The following is a 17361-nucleotide window of genomic DNA, read 5'->3' as shown; positions in this document are numbered from 1 at the left end:
TGATTTTTAAAGGAAGAGTATGGAAATTCGGCGATAATATTTCAACTGATCATATAGCACCGGGAAGATATTTCCATTTAAGATCAAATCTTCCGGAATTGGCAAAACATGTTTTAGAGGATGCAAGAGAAGACTTTGCAAAAAGTGTTGAAAAAGGAGACATTATTATTGGTGGAAATAATTTCGGGCTTGGTTCTTCAAGGGAACATGCACCAAGGATTATAAAGGTTGCAGGTGTTTCATGCGTTATTGCAAAATCATTTGCAAGGATTTTTTACAGAAATTCAATTAATATTGGACTGCCTGTTATTGAATTAAAGGAAGTCGATGAATTTAACGAAGGGGATATTATCAAGGTTGATACAAAGCTTGGAGTTATTGAAAATATTACTCAGGATAAAAAGTATCATTTTATTCCTTTTCCTGAATTTGTTAATAAAATACTCGAAATTGGTGGAATTGATGAATATATAAAAAAATATGGAGATTATGGAGTGTGATATGATATGAAGATTGGAATTATAGGCATTGGTAATATTGGAAGTATGCTTGTAAAAAGATTTTCAATTAATAAAGAATATGAATTGTATATCTATGATGTAAACAAAGAAAGAATTAAAAAATATGAAGGTGAAAATATACATATAGAAGATGAAATTTCAAAGGTATACGAAAAGGCGATATTTACTTTTGTTTCTGTAAAACCTGTTCATTTAAAAAATGTGTTTGATAAAATCAAGGATTTATCAGAAGAGAACAGATATATTATCAGCACCGCTGCTGGAAAGACTCTGGATGATTTATATGAATTATCAGGCAAAAAGAATATTTTCAGAATAATGCCAACTGTTATTTCAAATTCAGGATTGGGCACTACTGCAATTGCATATAATCCTGCAATACCGGAAAATATAGTTAGCGATGTAAAATCAATACTTTCAAACCTCGGAGAAGTGCTTGAAATTGAGGAAAAGAAGTTTGATGCATTTACTGTTTTAAATAGCAGCGGTCCTGCTTTTGTTGCATATATAATAGAAAGTTTTCTTGAAAGCGGTATAAATATTGGATTGTCCCACGATGATTCATTAAAGATTGTAGCAAATACTTTTATGGGAACATTGGAATATTTAAAAAATGAAGAGTTAAAACTCTCGGAGTTGAAATATATGGTTTCTTCACCAGGTGGGGTAACCATAAAAGGATTATATGAAATGGATAAAGCGACAGTAAAAGGTTCAATAATGAAGGCAATTGAAGAGGCATATTTAAAAAACAAAAAATTGTAAGCGAGGTGATTATAATGAATGAATTAATAGAAAAAGCAAAGAATTTAAAATCTGCTTCTGATTTTTTAAAGAAAACAAAGGCCAAAGAAAAAAATGAAGCTATTCAACAAATTGCTATAGCTCTTGAAAAAAATATGGATTATATATTGTCTGAAAATAAAAAAGATGTTGACATTGCAAGAAAAAATGGCGTTAAAGAAGCATTGGTTGACAGGCTTGCCTTAAATGAAAAAAGGATAAAGGGCATGATTGACTCATGTAATACGGTTATTAATCTTAAGGATCCTGTTGGTGAAATATTTGATTCATTTTTAAGAGAAGATGGAATTAGAATAAGCAAAATGAGAGTTCCACTTGGAGTAATTGGAATAATATACGAGTCAAGACCTAATGTTACTGTAGATGCCACAATTCTTGCTTTAAAATCAGGAAATACAGTTTTGTTGCGTGGGGGTTCCGATGCAATTAATTCAAACAAGGCACTTGTTAAGGTTATTAAAGAAGGGTTGAAAAATTCCGGCATTCCTGAAAATTCTGTTGAATTAATAGAAAATACCGACAGAGCATTGGTAAATGAAATGCTTAAATTAAATGAGTATCTTGACCTTGTTATTCCAAGAGGCGGAAAAGGGCTTATTGACTTTGTTGTAAAAAATTCTACAGTTCCTGTTCTGGAAACCGGCGTTGGAATATGTCACATTTTTGTTGATGAAAGCGCTGATGTTATGAAATCCATTGATATTATAGACAATGCAAAGACACAAAGACCTGGAACATGCAATACAGTTGAAACTGTGCTAATTCATAAAGATATTGCTTCAAAGATATTGCCTGATTTGAAGAAAAGGCTTGAAGAGAAGAATGTTGAAATAAGAGGATGTGAAGAGGTATTAAAACATATTGATGTAAAATCTGCAACAGAAGAAGATTGGGCTACGGAATATCTCGATTTGATTCTGTCAATTAAGGTTGTAAATGATTTAGATGAAGCTATATCGCATATCAAAACCTATTCAACTGGACATTCTGAGTCAATTCTTACAGAAGATTATTTAAATGCTATGAAATTTGTGGAAGAAATAGATTCTGCAGCTGTTTATATAAATGCTTCAACGAGATTTACAGATGGCGGTGAGTTCGGAATGGGTGCAGAAATGGGAATTAGCACTCAAAAAATGCATGCAAGAGGTCCTGTTGGATTAAAGGAACTTACAACATATAAGTTTGTTATACAGGGCAATTATGATGTGAGGGGTTAATATATGGAAAAGATTGTGATAAAGGTTGGAAGTAATTTATTAATAAAGAATAATGATATAAACAAAAAGTATATAATAAAACTCAGTTATATAATCTCAGAACTAATAGAAGAAGGCAAAAAGGTTGTGCTTGTTTCTTCAGGAGCCAATGCGGCGGGATTGCAGTATTTAAAGTTGCATCCTTTAAAAAGCCTTGCGCAAAAACAGGCTTTATGTGCTGTGGGCCAGGTACAATTAATGAAGATATATGAAAATGCTTTTGATTTTCATAATAAGAAAATCGCCCAAATTTTATTGACTGCAGATGATTTTTATAATAGAAAAAGATTTATAAACCTGAAAAATACACTCATTGGATTAAATCAATTTGGAATTATTCCTATAATAAATGAAAATGATACTATTTCAACTGATGAGATTAAATTTGGCGATAATGACAGGCTTTCTTCACAATTTGCAATTGGCTGGGGTGCAGATGGATTAATGCTTTTAACCTCTGTTGATGGCGTATTGGATGAAAATGGAGATGTAATTAAGGTTTATGATAAAAATATTCAGATAAAAGAGTTTAAAAAGACATCTTTGGGAACAGGAGGAATTTCAACAAAAATCGATGCAGGTTTATCTGCAGCAGCTTCTGGAATAAAGACATGTATTTGCAATGGAAATAAGCTGGAGAATATAAAGGAGTTTGTTTCAGGTAAAAATGTTGGTACTGTTTTTATGCCTGATAAAAAATTGAAAGGGAAAAAAGCATGGATTGCTTTTTTGTCAAAAAGCAGAGGAAAGGTGTTTATCAATAAGGGCGCAAGGGATGCGTTGATGAATAAGAAGAGTTTGTTGCCTGTTGGAATTGAAAAGATAGAAGGAAATTTTGAAAAGGGTGAGCCGGTGAATATTTATTTTAATAATAAGCTTATTGGGAAAGGGATTCCTAATTATTCTGCTGAGGATGCTGTTGTGATTTGTGGAAAAAAAAGCGGGGATATTGCTAAAATTGGAAATTTTGATTATGATGAGTTTATTCATGTTGATAATATGGTGATTTTTTGAAATCGTCAATGGTCGTTCTTTTATTTTCAAAAAGAAATAATAATATTCGTTCAGACAGGTGAAATTTTTTATCATTGTGAAAAATAAAAACTCTTTCAGACAGCTCGAACGCTGATCCTCAAAAACTGCTCATATACGCTGGGGCGCTCAGATTCCCCATCCCTGGGGAAGCTTCGCTCAAAAAAACATCCTGTTTTTTTGTCCCTCTTCATTCGCAGTTTTTTCGGGCGTTCTTCGAGTCTTCATTCGTTTTTATTTTTCCCAATATTTTTGTTGTTCCGGCTCACGCAATATCTCCGTTCAGGAAATTTCAAGCCTTCACTCATATTATTATTTCTATTTTCTTATTATATAATTTTCCGCAGTGGAAATATACAAATAAGTTGAAAAAAATAAAAGTGAATGAATACTCGCAGAGCGCCCGATTGTATATATAAAGAAAAAAGAAAAATAATGTGAATGAAAACTAAGAATTTCCCGCAGCGGAATGCAGAAAATTCGGGTTGGAAAAACAGGAGGTTTTGGAAAGCGAAGCACTTCATGGACGAAGTGTCTGAGCGTGCCCGAATTTTCAAATGGAGCAAGGATCAGAAATTCTTGCCGTTTGAATGAACATTATTTTTCTTTTTTCAAAAATATTTTCAAAGATCAACACTCAAGTCGTATGAATGAACTTTTATTTTTTCAATCTACAACCAAAAGGGCGAACATGGAGGTGAGTCTGCAACGGCCAATAAGTTTTTATTTTTCTACTTTCAAAGAGCATCACAACTTTTTTTGGAAAAAATTTCCAATTTTAGGGAGGGAGAAAGCATGGAGATAATTGATATTGTTTATATAGAAGGAGACGGTATTGGGCCGTTTGTTATGGAAGCGGCTATGAAGGTATGGAATGCTGCTGTTGGGTATGTTTATAATGGTTCTAAAAAGATTAACTGGATAGAGGCTTATGCCGGGAAAAAGTCTTTAGAAAAAAATGGTTCTTTGTTGCCAGATGAAACGCTTAAAAAATTAAAAGAGGTTAAGGTTGGAATAAAAGGACCGCTTGAAACACCTGTTGGAAGCGGTTATAGAAGTTTAAATGTGGCTTTAAGGCAAAAACTCGATTTATATGCATGTATTAGACCTGTGAAATATATTCCCGGTATAAAAGCTCCTGTTAAATCTCCAGAAAATGTGGATATTGTAATTTTCAGGGAGAACACAGAGGACGTTTATGCTGGAATAGAATGGGAAGAAAACAGCAAGGAGGCAATTGAGGTTATAGAATTTCTTAATGAAAAATTTAAGATTAATCTGCATAATGCCTCAATTGGAATAAAGCCAATAAGTGAGTTTAGAACAAAAAGACTTATGAAAATGGCGATTGATTATGCAATAAAAAATAATAGAAAAAAAATAACTATTGTTCATAAAGGAAATATAATGAAATATACAGAAGGTAATTTCAGAAAGTGGTGTTATGAGGTTGCTGAAGAACATAAGGATTTAATAGATAAAAATTCAATTGAGATAAATGATGTAATTGCCGATAATATGTTCCAGCAATTATTGTTAAAACCCGAAAAATACGATATTTTAGTTACTCCAAATTTAAATGGTGATTATCTTTCTGATGCAGCGGCTGCTCAGGTAGGTGGAATTGGTATTGTTCCGGGAGGAAATATTGGCGATGAAATTGCCCTTTTTGAACCAACCCACGGCACTGCACCGGCAATTAAAGATCCAAAAATGGCTAATCCAACTTCATTAATATTATCAGGGGTTATGATGTTTGAATATCTTGAAATGAAAGAAGTTTCGAGTTTAATTGAAAATTCGTTGAAAAAATGTATAAAATCAGGCATTGCAACAAAGGATATTATGCCTGATAATCCTGTGTCTGCAGTTAAATTTGCTGCGAAGATTATAGAAAATTTTAATTAAAAAAATAACTCCCGATTTTTTCGGGAGTTATTTCTATTATTATCCTTTAAATTGTCCTGCGAAGTGACATGCAACCTGATGTCCATTTTCAAGTGTAACAAGTGGTGGTTCTTTTTTAGCACAGATGTCTTTTGCAATTGGACATCTTGGATGGAATCTACAACCACTTGGTGGATTAATAGGACTTGGAACGTCCCCTTTAAGTATAATTCTCTTTTTCTTGTATTCAGGATCTGGAATTGGAATTGCTGACATAAGTGAAACTGTATATGGATGCATTGGATTGTCAAATAATTCCTTTTTATCAGCAAGTTCAACGATTTTACCGAGATACATAACTGCAATTCTGTCACTGATGTGTTTAACAACTGCTAAGTCGTGAGCAATAAATACATATGTTAATTTAAATTCTTTTTGTAAATCTTCTAATAGGTTTATAACCTGTGACTGAATTGAAACGTCAAGAGCTGAAACAGCTTCGTCAGCTACAATAAGTTTTGGATTTAATGCAAGTGCCCTTGCAATACCAATTCTCTGTCTTTGACCTCCTGAGAATTCGTGTGGGAATCTGTAAAGGTATTCTGAGGATAATCCAACCTTTTCAAGAAGGTCTTTTACTATTTCTGTTGCTTCTGCATTGCTGCTTACAAGACCGTGTGTGTGCAATCCTTCAGCAATTATATTTTTAATTCTCATTCTTGGGTTTAACGATGAATATGGATCCTGGAAGATGATTTGCATATTTCTTCTGAACCATTTTCTTTTATCTCCTAAATCTGAGAGCATTTCATGTCTTAACCCATGTGCTCCTTTATCAAAGTAAATCTTTGCATATTTTCTATCAAGTTCATCATCTAATGATTTAATTACTTCATCTTCTGTTTTCTTTTCGTGTAATAATTTATTGAATCTATCTACATACCATTCTTTGATGTATTTGTTTGCCCTTGATCTTGGTAAGAATAATGGTGTGGTATCAAGGCCATCAACTATTATTCTACCTGCTGTTGGGTTTAATAATCTTAAAATTGTCATACCAGTTGTACTTTTACCACAACCTGATTCACCAACGAGACCTATTGTTTCTCCTTCATATACTTTAAATGTAATATCATCAACAGCTTGAACATGTGCAACTACTCTTTTAAAAACACCTGCTCTTACAGGGAAGTATTTTTTTAGATTATCAACCTGTAATAATACTTTTTTATTTTCCTGAGACATTAATTTTCACCTGCCCTTGCTTTTTCCACTTCTTTAACCAATTCATCGATGTAGAAACATCTTGAATAATGGCCTGGTTCTACTTCTACTAATTCAGGCATTTCATCCTTACATCTTTCTTTAGCAAGGAAACATCTGTTTGAAAATCCACATCCTTTAGGGAATCTTCTTGGATTTGGAACTGTTCCCGGAATTGAAACCAATCTATCTACTTCTTCATTGATTTTTGGTATTGATCTCATTAATCCCCATGTGTATGGATTTCTTGGCTTTTTGAATATGGATACAATATCACCATATTCAACTATTTTACCTGCATACATAACTGCTGCTTTATCTGACATTTCAGCAACAACACCAAGGTCGTGTGTGATGAAGATAATAGCCATTCCATATTCTTTCTGTAATTCCTTCATTAATTCAAGAATTTGAGCCTGAATTGTAACGTCAAGCGCTGTTGTAGGTTCATCGGCAATTAATACCTTTGGATTACATGAAAGAGCCATAGCAATCATTGCCCTTTGTCTCATACCACCAGAAAGTTCATGTGGATATTGGTCAACACGTTTTTCTGGTTCAGGAATACCAACCTTTCTTAAAAGGTCAATTGCTCTTTCCCTTGCAGCCTTTTCGTCAAGGCCTAAATGCAACATAACCATTTCTATTATCTGATCACCAATTGTAAATACAGGGTTTAAAGCTGTCATTGGTTCCTGGAAGATCATTGCAATTTCTTTACCTCTAATATGTCTCATTTCTTCGTCTGAAAGCTTTGTTAAATCTGTACCTTTATATAATATCTGACCATCTGCAATTCTTCCATTTTCATCTAATAATCTCATTATACTCAATGAAGTTACAGATTTACCGGAACCTGATTCACCAACTATAGAAATTGTTTCTCCTTCATATACTTCAAAAGAAACGCCTCTTACTGCTCTTACTTCTCCGTCTTCTGTATCGAAATATGTATGTAAATTATCGACCTTTAAAATTGGGTCTTTCATTGTTTGCCTCCTTTCAATTATCCGCGTAATTTCGGATCAAAGATATCCCTTAATGCGTCACCAACAAGGTTCCATGCCAAAACGAATAATACCATTGCTGTACCTGGATATGTAACAGTATACCAGTACTGCAATGCACTATCAGAACCACCTAATATCCAGTTTCTTGCATAGTTAAGTATTGATCCCCAGTCAGCATATCCCTGTGGAGCACCAACACCCAAGAAACTCAATACAGCAGCTGTGATAACCATAGAACCAATTCTCATTGATGCCTGAATTACAACAGGGAATATTGTATTTGGAAGAATGTGTTTTATGATTATTTTCCAGTCAGGTACACCAAGTGCTTTTGCAGCTAAAACATATTGATCATTTTTAGCCTGAAGGATATTACCCCTTATAAGCCTTGCTGAACCCATCCATCCAAATACAATCATGGCAATCATAACTTTATCAAGACCTGTTCCAAGTATTGTTGTTAAAACCATAGCTGATAGCATAAATGGAACTGACATAAAAATATCTGTAATTCTCATTAATATTTCATCAACCCATCCACCGAAATATGCGGATACTGAACCTATAAACAAACCTATTATTGTTGCAATGGTAACAACTGTCAAACCAATTTTAAATCCTGTTCTTGTACCCCAAACAACACCATAATATATGTCCCTTCCATTACTTATACCAAATGGATGTTCTTTTGATGGTGGCACTGGAGCACTTTCATATGTAATAATAGGCATAATATATGGATCGTAATTAAGACTTTTTATATAGTCCTTTTTGAGTTTTTTAAAGTATGACTTAACTGCTGGAAGGAATTTATCAACTGATGATTTTTTTGTTTTTAATTCATCTAATTCTTCACTCATTTTTATTGCAATATCATATTTTTTCTCAAATGAAGTTATAGCTTTTTCAAGATCCTTTATTGCTGCATTTAATTCTTTTGGTTTATCAACATTTTTTTCAATATTTTCAATATATGATGTATCGAGAATATAATCTTCTGTTAAAGGTGTGAGTTGTTCTATAAGTTTATTATAATTCTTTTCGCTTTTTGTACTTTGATATGCTTTTAATGTTGATTTTAAGTTTTTAATATCATCTATATAATCTCTATAAAATCCATATGTAAATTCATAATAATCATCAAATGATGCAATTAAATCATCTATAATTGCAGGATCCTTTTTCTCTTCAAGCTGAGAAATCATGCTTTCCATATTTTCTATTTCAGGATCTATTGGTATTTGTGGTGGAGCCAATAATGGTGCAAATGCTGCAACAAGAATAAAGAATATTAATAATATTAATCCCAACATCGCTGAAGGGTTTCTATAGAACTTTCTTAACGATCTCTTGATTTCTTCATTCACTTCAATCACCTCACTCGTATCTAATTCTTGGATCGATTAATGCGTATGATATGTCGATTATCAAATTACCAAGAATCAAAATCAATGATGAAAATAACAACATACCCATTATAGATGCATAGTCAAGTTGTCCTGCTGCTTTTGCAGCAAAACTTCCTATACCAGGTCTTACAAAAATTGTTTCAACGATAATAACCCCCATTATAAGACCGATAATCATTGAACCTGCAACGGTTGCAACAGGGATTAATGCATTTCTTTTAGCATGTTTGTGAATAACAACCTTTTCTGGTAATCCTTTTGCCCTTGCAGTTCTTACATAATCTTTTCTTAATACTTCCATCATTGATGAACGAGTGATTCTAATAAGATATGCCCACCATAAATATGATAATGTGAGGATTGGGCCTATTAAATGTCTTAAGCCATCCCAGAATATATCAAATCTTCCATTTAATAATGCATCAATAGTTACAAGCTTTGTATATTGATGAAAGTCCGGGGAGTTAATAACTCTTTCTGCCCACAGACTAATTTTTCCAGGGGGGAACCATCCAAGAACACTATAAAATACGAGAATTATAAGCAAACCAAATACAAAGTCTGGAAATGACCACCCTACAATTGAAAAAATTCTTATAACGTGATCCTGCCATTTATTATGATGCAGTGCCGCCTGAACACCAAGCCATATACCAACTCCAATTATTGGGAATATTGCGTATAATGCTAATTCAACTGTAGATGGTAATCTGTGTAAAATAGCGTCTTTAACTGGTTCTTTACCAACTATTGACCAGCCAAGATCACCTTTTGCTACACTTTCCATCCATTTTAAATATCTTGTTACTGGATCCTGATCAAGCCCATATTTGTGTTTGATCAATTCCATTTCTTCAACAGACATTTTATCCAATGTATTTGGATCAACATATGCAGCAAGTAATTGGTCTTCACCAAGAAGCTGCATCATTCCGAAAACTATTAATGTTACCCCAAATACTATAAGAGGCAACAATAATAATCTCCTTATAATATACGCCGTCATAACTACACCTCCATCTTAATAAATTAAAAACCATTTTATTATATCATATAAACATAACATTAAAAATTCAAAAAAATAAGGAGAGGGTTCAACCCCTCCCCTTTATACGAATTTAATTATAAATAATGAAATATTTTTCAATTATTCGTCTGATTTGTAATATCTGTAATAATCGTCACCTGGTCTAATTGCGTTTGGATACCAACCTTTTAACCATTTTCTGTGTACCCTTACACCAATTGGCTGAAAAAGAGGTACGCCTAATCCTTCTCTAATTACAAATTTCTGAATCTTAATGTATAGTTCTTCCCTAACTTTTGGATTTGTTGCAGATGCAGCATCGATAATCATCTGGTTCAATGATTTACCGCCAAAGAATGCCTGTGGTTTGTTTGCAAATTCTGCATATTTGTCTCCAAAGTAGTAACCAAAGTCACCATCACTGTGGTAGAATGGGTAAATAAAGTTGTTTGGATCTGGATAGTCAGCTAACCATCCAAGTAAATACAGTGGCATTTTACCGTTCTTTTTTGCATCTAAGAATGTTGGCCACTGAACACCTCTTGCTTCAACCTGGAATTTAGGATTGATTTTCTTTAATGAGTCTGCTAATAATTCTGCTGATTTCTGTCTTGTTTCGTTACCTGTGTTGTAAAGAACTGTCATTTTGAATCCTTTTCTCCAGAGTTGCCCTCTGAATGCTCTCTTGAAGTATCTTGTTGCTGCTGTTAAGTCATATTTTGGTTTTGGTAAGTTATCGTCGTAACCCAAGAATCCTTTTGGTAATGCTGTAGGTACTAATTCACCAAATCCGTTTAATACTTCATCAATCATCTTCTGGTAATCAAATGAAGCAATGAAACCTAATCTTACGTTTTTGTCTGCAAAGAAGTCTACAGGAATACCCTGTCCGTCTAATTTTCCGCTTCCGATATATGGTGAATCTGGTTTTACCTGCCAGTTGAAGTTAAGTGTTGTAACTGATACGCTTGGTAATCCTTCAATAACTTCTAAATCAGGATTTCCTCTTACCTGATCTAAGTATTGTGTTGGAACTGCTGCGATATCTGCTTCACCTTTTTCTAACATAGCTTTTCTTGTTGACCATTCGTCAATACCCCAGATAACTACATTCTTTATCTTAGCTGGACCTCTCCAGTATTCATCGAATGCTTTTAAGATAACTTTCTGTTCTGCTCTGTTCCATTCTACTAATTCATATGGACCTGAACCGATTTCTTTTGCGTATAATGGTGAAGATTCTTTTTTCCAGTCGTGGAATTTCCACCATCCATCTGCTTTACCGTCCCATAATCCTAAGTCCTTAGCAGCTTTGCTGTCTAAAATTGCTCCCCATGATGAACCCTGAGCAATAATGTTTAAGAAATAAGCTTTTGGTGATGCTAAATGGAAAATTACATAATCTCCCTGAACTTCAACTTTTGAATCGATGTATTTTTTGTAGAAGTCTAATAAGATCTGTTTTGCTTCATCGTTAACAGGTTCTTTTGTTTCTGGATTTACTAATTCATTCCATGAGTGACCTGTTAATCCTCTAACTGCTGATTTTAAACTGAAGTAATCTCCGAAGAATACTTCGTAGAACATCCAGATAGGTCCTCCGTTAGGATTTCCTATTAATGCTCTTTCGAATGTGTATTCAACATCGTATGGTGTTAATTCGTTTCCGCTGTGGAATTTAACACCTTTTCTAATTTTAAATTTAACTGTGTTTCCGTTTACTTCCCATGATTCAGCTATTCTTGGAGCAAATTCGCTCAAGCTTGAACCAACATATTCAATAAGGTTGTCATAAACGTTAAAAATAACTTCTCCACTAGCTGTATCATAAGCCTGATGTGGATCTAATGTACTTGGTTCCCCGATTGTTAAGTCAACGATTGTATCGGGGTTCATAACTGTAGCAAATGCAAACACTGAAACTACCACTAAAAGTGCCACTAAAAGTTTCTTCATACAGTCCCCTCCTTGTATAAAATTTATTCCGGATATATTTTACCACAAAAATTCAAAAATTACAAATACTTTATCAAAGTTTCTTATAGATTAAGAAGGGACAACATTATTTTCGTTCGTATTTCATTATAATAAATCTAAATAAATTAAAAAAACTTATTATAATGAAATTTCTTTCATATTCTCCTTATTTTATAAAAAGAGGCGGATTTTCCCGCCTCTTTTGCGTTAAAAATTATTTATCTGATTTCCACATTTTGTAATAATCGTCACCTGGTCTTATAGGATTTGGCACCCAACCTTTAACCCAAGATCTCTGAACTCTTACTCCTATTGTCTGGAATAATGGTGCTCCTATACCTTCTCTTATAACAAATTGCTGAATTTTTACATACATTTCCTGTCTCTTAGCTGGATTTGTTTCTGCAACTGCATCTTCTATCATTTGATTCAATGATTTTCCACCAAAGAATGCCTGTGGTTTATTTGCAAATACCTTATATTTTTCTCCAAAGAAACTTCCATATGTTCCATTGCTGTGATAGAATGTGTAAATAAAGTTGTTTGGATCTGGATAGTCTGCAACCCAACCACCTATATAAATAGGTATTTTACTGTTCTTTCTTGCATCAAGATATGTTGGCCATTGAACTCCTCTTGTCTCTATCTGGAATTTTGGATTTATCTGTTTTAATGTATCTGCTAATAATTCTGCTGTTTTCTGTCTTGTTTCGTTTCCTGTGTTATACAATACTATCATTTTAAATCCTTTTCTCCATAACTGACCTCTAAATGCTCTCTTGAAGTATTTTGTTGCTTCTTCAATGCTAAATCTTGGTTTTGGTAATGAATCATCATATCCCAAGAATCCTTTAGGCAATATTGCAGGTACAATCATACCATATCCATCCATAACATCATCTATTATCTTCTGATAATTTATTGACCTTAAGAATGCCAATCTTACATTTTTATCTGAGAAGAAATCAAGTGGTATACCTTTACCGTCAAGTTTTCCACTTCCTGCATATGGTGAACCTGCTTTTACCCGCCAGATAAAACTTATTGTATTCACTGTTGCTCTTGGTAAGTTATCTATTATTTCTATATCCGGATTATCCCTTAATTGTGACAAATACTGGGTTGGAGCTATAACAACATCTGCATCACCTTTTTCAAGCATTGCTTTTCTTGTTGACCATTCAGATACAACCCATATTACTATATTCTTTAATTTTGCTGGTCCTCTCCAGTAGTCTTCAAATGCTTTTAATATAACTTTACCTTCTGTTCTATCCCATCTGTCAAGAATATATGGTCCTGAACCTATTTCTGTTAAATGTAACGGTGAATCTTCTTTTTTCCAGTCATGATATTTCCACCATCCGTCTACCTTTCCATCCCATAATCCAATTTCTTTAGCCTTTTTACTATCTAAAATTGCACCCCAGGAAGAACCTGTAATAATGTTTAAAAAGTATGCTTTTGGTTCTGCTAAATGAAATACTACATAATCTCCATCAACTTCTACTACAGGATCGATATATTTTTTGTAGAAATCTTCAAGAATCTTTTTTGCTTCAGGACTTGTTGGTTCTCCGGTATCAATATTAACTAATTCTGACCAAGCATGACCTGTTAATCCCTTTACAGCATCTTTTAATCCAAAGTATTTACCAAAGAATACTTCATAGAACATCCAGATAGGTCCTCCCCCTGGATCACCTATTAATGCTCTTTCAAAGGTGTATTCAACATCATATGGTGTTAATTCGTTTCCACTGTGGAATTTAACACCTTTTCTAATTTTGAATTTGTATGTTTTTCCATCTGGTGAAATTAATCCATTTTCAACTGTTGGCACTTCTTCTGCTAATCTTGGCAAAAATTTGCTTAAACTGGATCCATCATATTCAAGAAGCATATCATAAACATTGTATATAACCTCTCCACTTGCAAGGTCATATGCCCTATGTGGATCCAAAGTACTTGGATCACCAATAGCTAAGCTTACTAATGTTTCTGGATCCTTTACTGCAGCAAAAGACAAAATAGCAATAATCAAAACCCCTACCAATAAAAACTTTCTCACTTTTACCCCTCCCTTTTTAATATGGCACTCAAGGTATCCTTCTTTTTATGAATACAATACCTGTATAAAACTCCACATATTTTGTTGGCATTATATATGGATGTTTTATTTTTTCTATCATTATTTTTTGCACTTTTAGTACATTATCGTTATGCATTACAACGCAACCATGAGATCTTCTTAAATCCTCATTTGTAGTTCCTGAATGTATTAATATTCCATCTCTGTTTACCTTATAAATATCATATGCATATCCATATAATGGATACCATAATCTAAAAAGCCCTCCTGGACCATAATCTTTCACATTATTTTTTAATATCCCTGATTCATATGAAGCGATATATATACCTATTGGAGTGTCTCCATCTTCCATAGCCTGACTTTTCTGTGTTTCAACGTTATGTTGTCCATGCCCCCTAACCTTACATGAAAACAACATATTGCCTGTATTATCATATAATTTAAATATTCCTGGATTTTCTCTGTTATCAGGAAGTTCAACTTCAACGAAGAAATAAAATTCTTCGTTAACATTATCAAGGAGTTTTTTTATTGCCTCTCTGTTTATAATTTCTGAATTTATATTATTTTCTTTCATAAAATTTTTAAAACTACTAAAGAAATTTTCATCAAGCTCATTGTTTATAATGTAATCTGTCCCTTTTCCTTTATAGAATAGATATCGTGAATATAAATATTTTAACCTCCATACATCTGATCCTTTATCTTTTAAGTTTAGCTCACGATAGAAAGGTTCATATATATTAAATCCCGCTATTTCCTTTTTAAAACCAAATGTTTCTTTTTTATCATAAAAATATTCATTCATTGTAATCCCCTCTTTTAAAGTATTATATTTTTGTATAAATCTTCATAGCTTTCTCTTTTTCTTATTAATTTTATTTCTTCATTTTCGGTAATAAGAACTTCTGCAGGTTTTAAGGTTGAATTGTAGTTATTAGACATTGAAAAGCCATATGCACCTGCGTTTTTAAAGTAAACAAGAGAATTTTCTTCTGGTATTGGCAGCTCTTTATCCCATAATAACTTATCTCCACTTTCGCATAATGGTCCAACTATGTCTATTTTAGCTTTTTTGCCTGTTGGATTTAAGAATACCGGTTCATGATATGCATTGTATAACACCGGTCTTATTAATAGATTCATTCCTCCGTTAGTTACAACAAATACCTTATCAATTCCCTGTTTTACACGTGTAATGTTGAGCAATAATATTCCTGATGGTCCCATTATATATCTTCCCAATTCCAGTATTACTTCATCATAATATTTTAAGATCGGAATAACTTTTTCTTTGTATTCATTTAAATTAATTTCTTTTCCATCATAATTTATTCCCCAGCCTCCGCCTATGTTTATTTTTTTGAAATTATATTTTTTTGAAATTTCCAATCCGATTTTAAACGCATCTATAAATGGTGAAATTTCAGTAATTTGAGATCCTATATGAAAATGTATTCCTTTTATTCTATTATCGTTATATTTGTTCATAAATTCTTCCAGTTTAACAGCTGGAATACCAAATTTATTTTTCTTTAAACCTGTGGAAATATGCGGATGTGTTTTTGCGTCAACATCTGGATTAACTCTTAAAAAGAATTCAATATTTTCTGTTTTAATGTTTTTCCATAATTCCATTTCTTCAAAGGAATCTATATTTACATACTTTATCTTATCTTTTAGAAATTTCATATCTTCTTTGCTTTTACCATTTCCATTCCATACTATTTTTTCTTTTGGAACTCCTGCTATTTCTGCTCCTTTGTATTCACCAACTGTAACTATATCTGCCCCAAAACCAGATTCGTACATAATTTTAATTAAAGCAGGATTATTGTTTGCTTTTAATGCAAATGTTGGTATAAGGTTTATTCCTTCAAAGACTTCCATAACATTTTTAATGCGATTTTTTATTTCCTTTTCAAAATATACATAAACAGGCGTTCCATATTCACTTTCAATCTTTTTTAATATTTCTTCCATGTTAGCCCTCCCGAAATTTAAAAAGTATTATATAAATAGTTAATTATGTCATTCTCAAAAGTTTTTCCATAAGTTTTTTCATAAACATAATTATTTTCAAATAATGAAAAAATAAATTTTCTCCCTTTTTTGGTAATCAGTAATCCAGTTAATCCTGAAACACCTGTTAAGGTCCCGGTTTTTCCCCATACATCAAAATTAAATCTATTTTCCAGTGTTCCATAACTTTTGGTATATGCAAGAATGTTTAAAAATCTATCCCCGTATCTTTCCAGCATATATTCAAATACTTTTACTGCTGTTAATGGTGAAATCAGATTGTATCTTGATAATCCTGCTCCATCTGTAATTACATAATCTTCTTCATATTCGAGACCAAGATTCTTATATAATTCTTCTTTTAAAACTTCTATACTTTTTTCAATTTCGCCCTTGCCATATTTTTTTACAGATAACATTCTAAAGAACATTTCTGCAATATAATTATCACTGTTTTTCATCATAATTTCTGTGATTTTATCTATTTCAGCAGATTTATGAATATAAAAAGGAGTTTCTTTTTCTTCTACATTACCACTGTTAATACACTCAATTGGAAATCTATGTTTTATAAACAACGGTTTTAATAATTCCAGTAATTCTGCATAATAGTTATTTTCCGGAACAAAGTCTTTTATATTAAATGGCTTTATATAAGGATTTTCTTCATCGTTATACATCCATCCATATCCAAAAAATTCATTGTTATTAAATAGTGAATCATCTATTACTAAGGTGTCAAAAAAAACCTTTCCTGATCTTTCTTTTATTTTGTTTAAAATCATATCAAATGTCTTTAAATCAATAGTTGGATCTCCACACCCCTTTACTATAAGATCGCCATTTGTGAAATAAAATTTTGTGCTAAATATATATTCTTTTTTAAAAATTTCAAATACCGCAAATGTGGTAAATAACTTTGTCACAGAAGCAGGTGTAAAGAATTTATTCTCATTATAAGAATAAATTATTTCATTCTTTTTTAAATCTTTTACTAAAATACCACAAAATCCCTTGAATTCTTTTATCTTCTTTTCAATATAAGTCATTTGAAA

14 protein-coding genes and 1 pseudogene are annotated in these 17361 nt (G+C 32.6%); 5 read left to right on the top strand and 10 right to left on the bottom strand.

Annotation, left to right across the window (positions count from 1 at the left end):
• Positions 1-2: 2 nt before the first annotated feature.
• From XO10_RS09830 to XO10_RS09810, 5 genes are all read left to right on the top strand, one after another.
• Entirely contained in the window at positions 3-500 is a 498-nt protein-coding gene (locus XO10_RS09830; RefSeq protein WP_075780825.1) for a 3-isopropylmalate dehydratase small subunit, read from the top strand.
• Positions 501-506: 6 nt separating this feature from the next.
• A complete protein-coding gene (gene proC, locus XO10_RS09825) occupies positions 507-1286 on the top strand; it encodes a pyrroline-5-carboxylate reductase (RefSeq protein WP_175418543.1) in 780 nt (259 codons plus the stop codon).
• Between the two features lie 14 nt (positions 1287-1300).
• Positions 1301-2545 carry a glutamate-5-semialdehyde dehydrogenase gene (locus XO10_RS09820; protein ID WP_075780758.1) on the top strand — a complete coding sequence of 415 codons (1245 nt, stop codon included), beginning with the start codon at positions 1301-1303 and terminating at the stop codon, positions 2543-2545.
• A 3-nt stretch (positions 2546-2548) separates the two neighbouring features.
• A complete protein-coding gene (gene proB, locus XO10_RS09815; RefSeq protein WP_014297420.1) occupies positions 2549-3598 on the top strand; it encodes a glutamate 5-kinase in 1050 nt (349 codons plus the stop codon).
• 813 nt (positions 3599-4411) lie between these two features.
• Entirely contained in the window at positions 4412-5524 is a 1113-nt protein-coding gene (locus XO10_RS09810; RefSeq protein ID WP_175421448.1) for an NADP-dependent isocitrate dehydrogenase, read from the top strand.
• A 39-nt stretch (positions 5525-5563) separates the two neighbouring features.
• Here XO10_RS09810 and XO10_RS09805 read toward each other — a convergent pair whose 3' ends face one another.
• From XO10_RS09805 to XO10_RS09765, 10 genes and pseudogenes are all read right to left on the bottom strand, one after another.
• Positions 5564-6748, bottom strand: a complete 1185-nt coding sequence (locus tag XO10_RS09805; protein ID WP_014297418.1) for an ABC transporter ATP-binding protein — start codon at positions 6746-6748, stop codon at positions 5564-5566.
• The gene (locus tag XO10_RS09800) at positions 6748-7755 is read right to left on the bottom strand and encodes an ABC transporter ATP-binding protein (RefSeq protein WP_014297417.1); all 1008 of its coding nucleotides are present in this window, start codon (positions 7753-7755) and stop codon (positions 6748-6750) included. The genes XO10_RS09805 and XO10_RS09800 overlap by 1 nt, the downstream gene beginning before the upstream one ends.
• 17 nt (positions 7756-7772) lie before the next feature.
• Positions 7773-8636: an ABC transporter permease gene (locus XO10_RS10755; protein WP_368494265.1), complete on the bottom strand. Its 864-nt coding sequence runs from the start codon at positions 8634-8636 to the stop codon at positions 7773-7775.
• 396 nt (positions 8637-9032) lie between these two features.
• A pseudogene (locus XO10_RS10750) lies at positions 9033-9143 on the bottom strand (ABC transporter permease); the annotation flags it as partial.
• Positions 9144-9153: 10 nt separating this feature from the next.
• On the bottom strand, positions 9154-10191 hold the full coding sequence (locus XO10_RS09790) for an ABC transporter permease (RefSeq protein ID WP_014297415.1): 1038 nt from the start codon (positions 10189-10191) through the stop codon (positions 9154-9156).
• A gap of 141 nt (positions 10192-10332) precedes the next feature.
• Positions 10333-12168, bottom strand: a complete 1836-nt coding sequence (locus XO10_RS09785) for an ABC transporter substrate-binding protein (RefSeq protein ID WP_175421447.1) — start codon at positions 12166-12168, stop codon at positions 10333-10335.
• A gap of 235 nt (positions 12169-12403) precedes the next feature.
• Positions 12404-14260, bottom strand: coding sequence for an ABC transporter substrate-binding protein (locus tag XO10_RS09780; protein ID WP_175421446.1), 1857 nt, complete (start codon positions 14258-14260; stop codon positions 12404-12406).
• Positions 14261-14288: 28 nt separating this feature from the next.
• Positions 14289-15092 carry a L,D-transpeptidase gene (locus XO10_RS09775; protein WP_175421445.1) on the bottom strand — a complete coding sequence of 268 codons (804 nt, stop codon included), beginning with the start codon at positions 15090-15092 and terminating at the stop codon, positions 14289-14291.
• Between the two features lie 14 nt (positions 15093-15106).
• Positions 15107-16267, bottom strand: coding sequence for a diaminopimelate decarboxylase (lysA, locus tag XO10_RS09770; protein WP_175418541.1), 1161 nt, complete (start codon positions 16265-16267; stop codon positions 15107-15109).
• A gap of 17 nt (positions 16268-16284) precedes the next feature.
• Positions 16285-17355, bottom strand: coding sequence for a D-alanyl-D-alanine carboxypeptidase/D-alanyl-D-alanine-endopeptidase (locus XO10_RS09765; RefSeq protein ID WP_075780756.1), 1071 nt, complete (start codon positions 17353-17355; stop codon positions 16285-16287).
• Positions 17356-17361: the final 6 nt, after the last annotated feature.

The organism is Marinitoga sp. 1135 (assembly GCF_013363245.1).
Classification (GTDB): domain Bacteria; phylum Thermotogota; class Thermotogae; order Petrotogales; family Petrotogaceae; genus Marinitoga; species Marinitoga piezophila.
The sequence above is the reverse complement of the archived record's forward strand: the minus strand, read 5'-3'. Positions and strand labels throughout refer to the sequence as shown.

What these genes read in the sequence shown, in the direction of transcription:
- proC (WP_175418543.1), top strand. Translation starts at nt 507, where the DNA reads ATGAAGATTGGAATTATAGGCATTGGTAATATTGGAAGTATGCTTGTA.
- XO10_RS09820 (WP_075780758.1), top strand. Translation starts at nt 1,301, where the DNA reads ATGAATGAATTAATAGAAAAAGCAAAGAATTTAAAATCTGCTTCTGAT.
- proB (WP_014297420.1), top strand. Translation starts at nt 2,549, where the DNA reads ATGGAAAAGATTGTGATAAAGGTTGGAAGTAATTTATTAATAAAGAAT.
- XO10_RS09810 (WP_175421448.1), top strand. Translation starts at nt 4,412, where the DNA reads ATGGAGATAATTGATATTGTTTATATAGAAGGAGACGGTATTGGGCCG.
- XO10_RS09805 (WP_014297418.1), bottom strand. Translation starts at nt 6,748, where the DNA reads ATGTCTCAGGAAAATAAAAAAGTATTATTACAGGTTGATAATCTAAAA.
- XO10_RS09800 (WP_014297417.1), bottom strand. Translation starts at nt 7,755, where the DNA reads ATGAAAGACCCAATTTTAAAGGTCGATAATTTACATACATATTTCGAT.
- XO10_RS10755 (WP_368494265.1), bottom strand. Translation starts at nt 8,636, where the DNA reads ATGAGTGAAGAATTAGATGAATTAAAAACAAAAAAATCATCAGTTGAT.
- XO10_RS09790 (WP_014297415.1), bottom strand. Translation starts at nt 10,191, where the DNA reads ATGACGGCGTATATTATAAGGAGATTATTATTGTTGCCTCTTATAGTA.
- XO10_RS09785 (WP_175421447.1), bottom strand. Translation starts at nt 12,168, where the DNA reads ATGAAGAAACTTTTAGTGGCACTTTTAGTGGTAGTTTCAGTGTTTGCA.
- XO10_RS09775 (WP_175421445.1), bottom strand. Translation starts at nt 15,092, where the DNA reads ATGAATGAATATTTTTATGATAAAAAAGAAACATTTGGTTTTAAAAAG.
- lysA (WP_175418541.1), bottom strand. Translation starts at nt 16,267, where the DNA reads ATGGAAGAAATATTAAAAAAGATTGAAAGTGAATATGGAACGCCTGTT.
- XO10_RS09765 (WP_075780756.1), bottom strand. Translation starts at nt 17,355, where the DNA reads ATGACTTATATTGAAAAGAAGATAAAAGAATTCAAGGGATTTTGTGGT.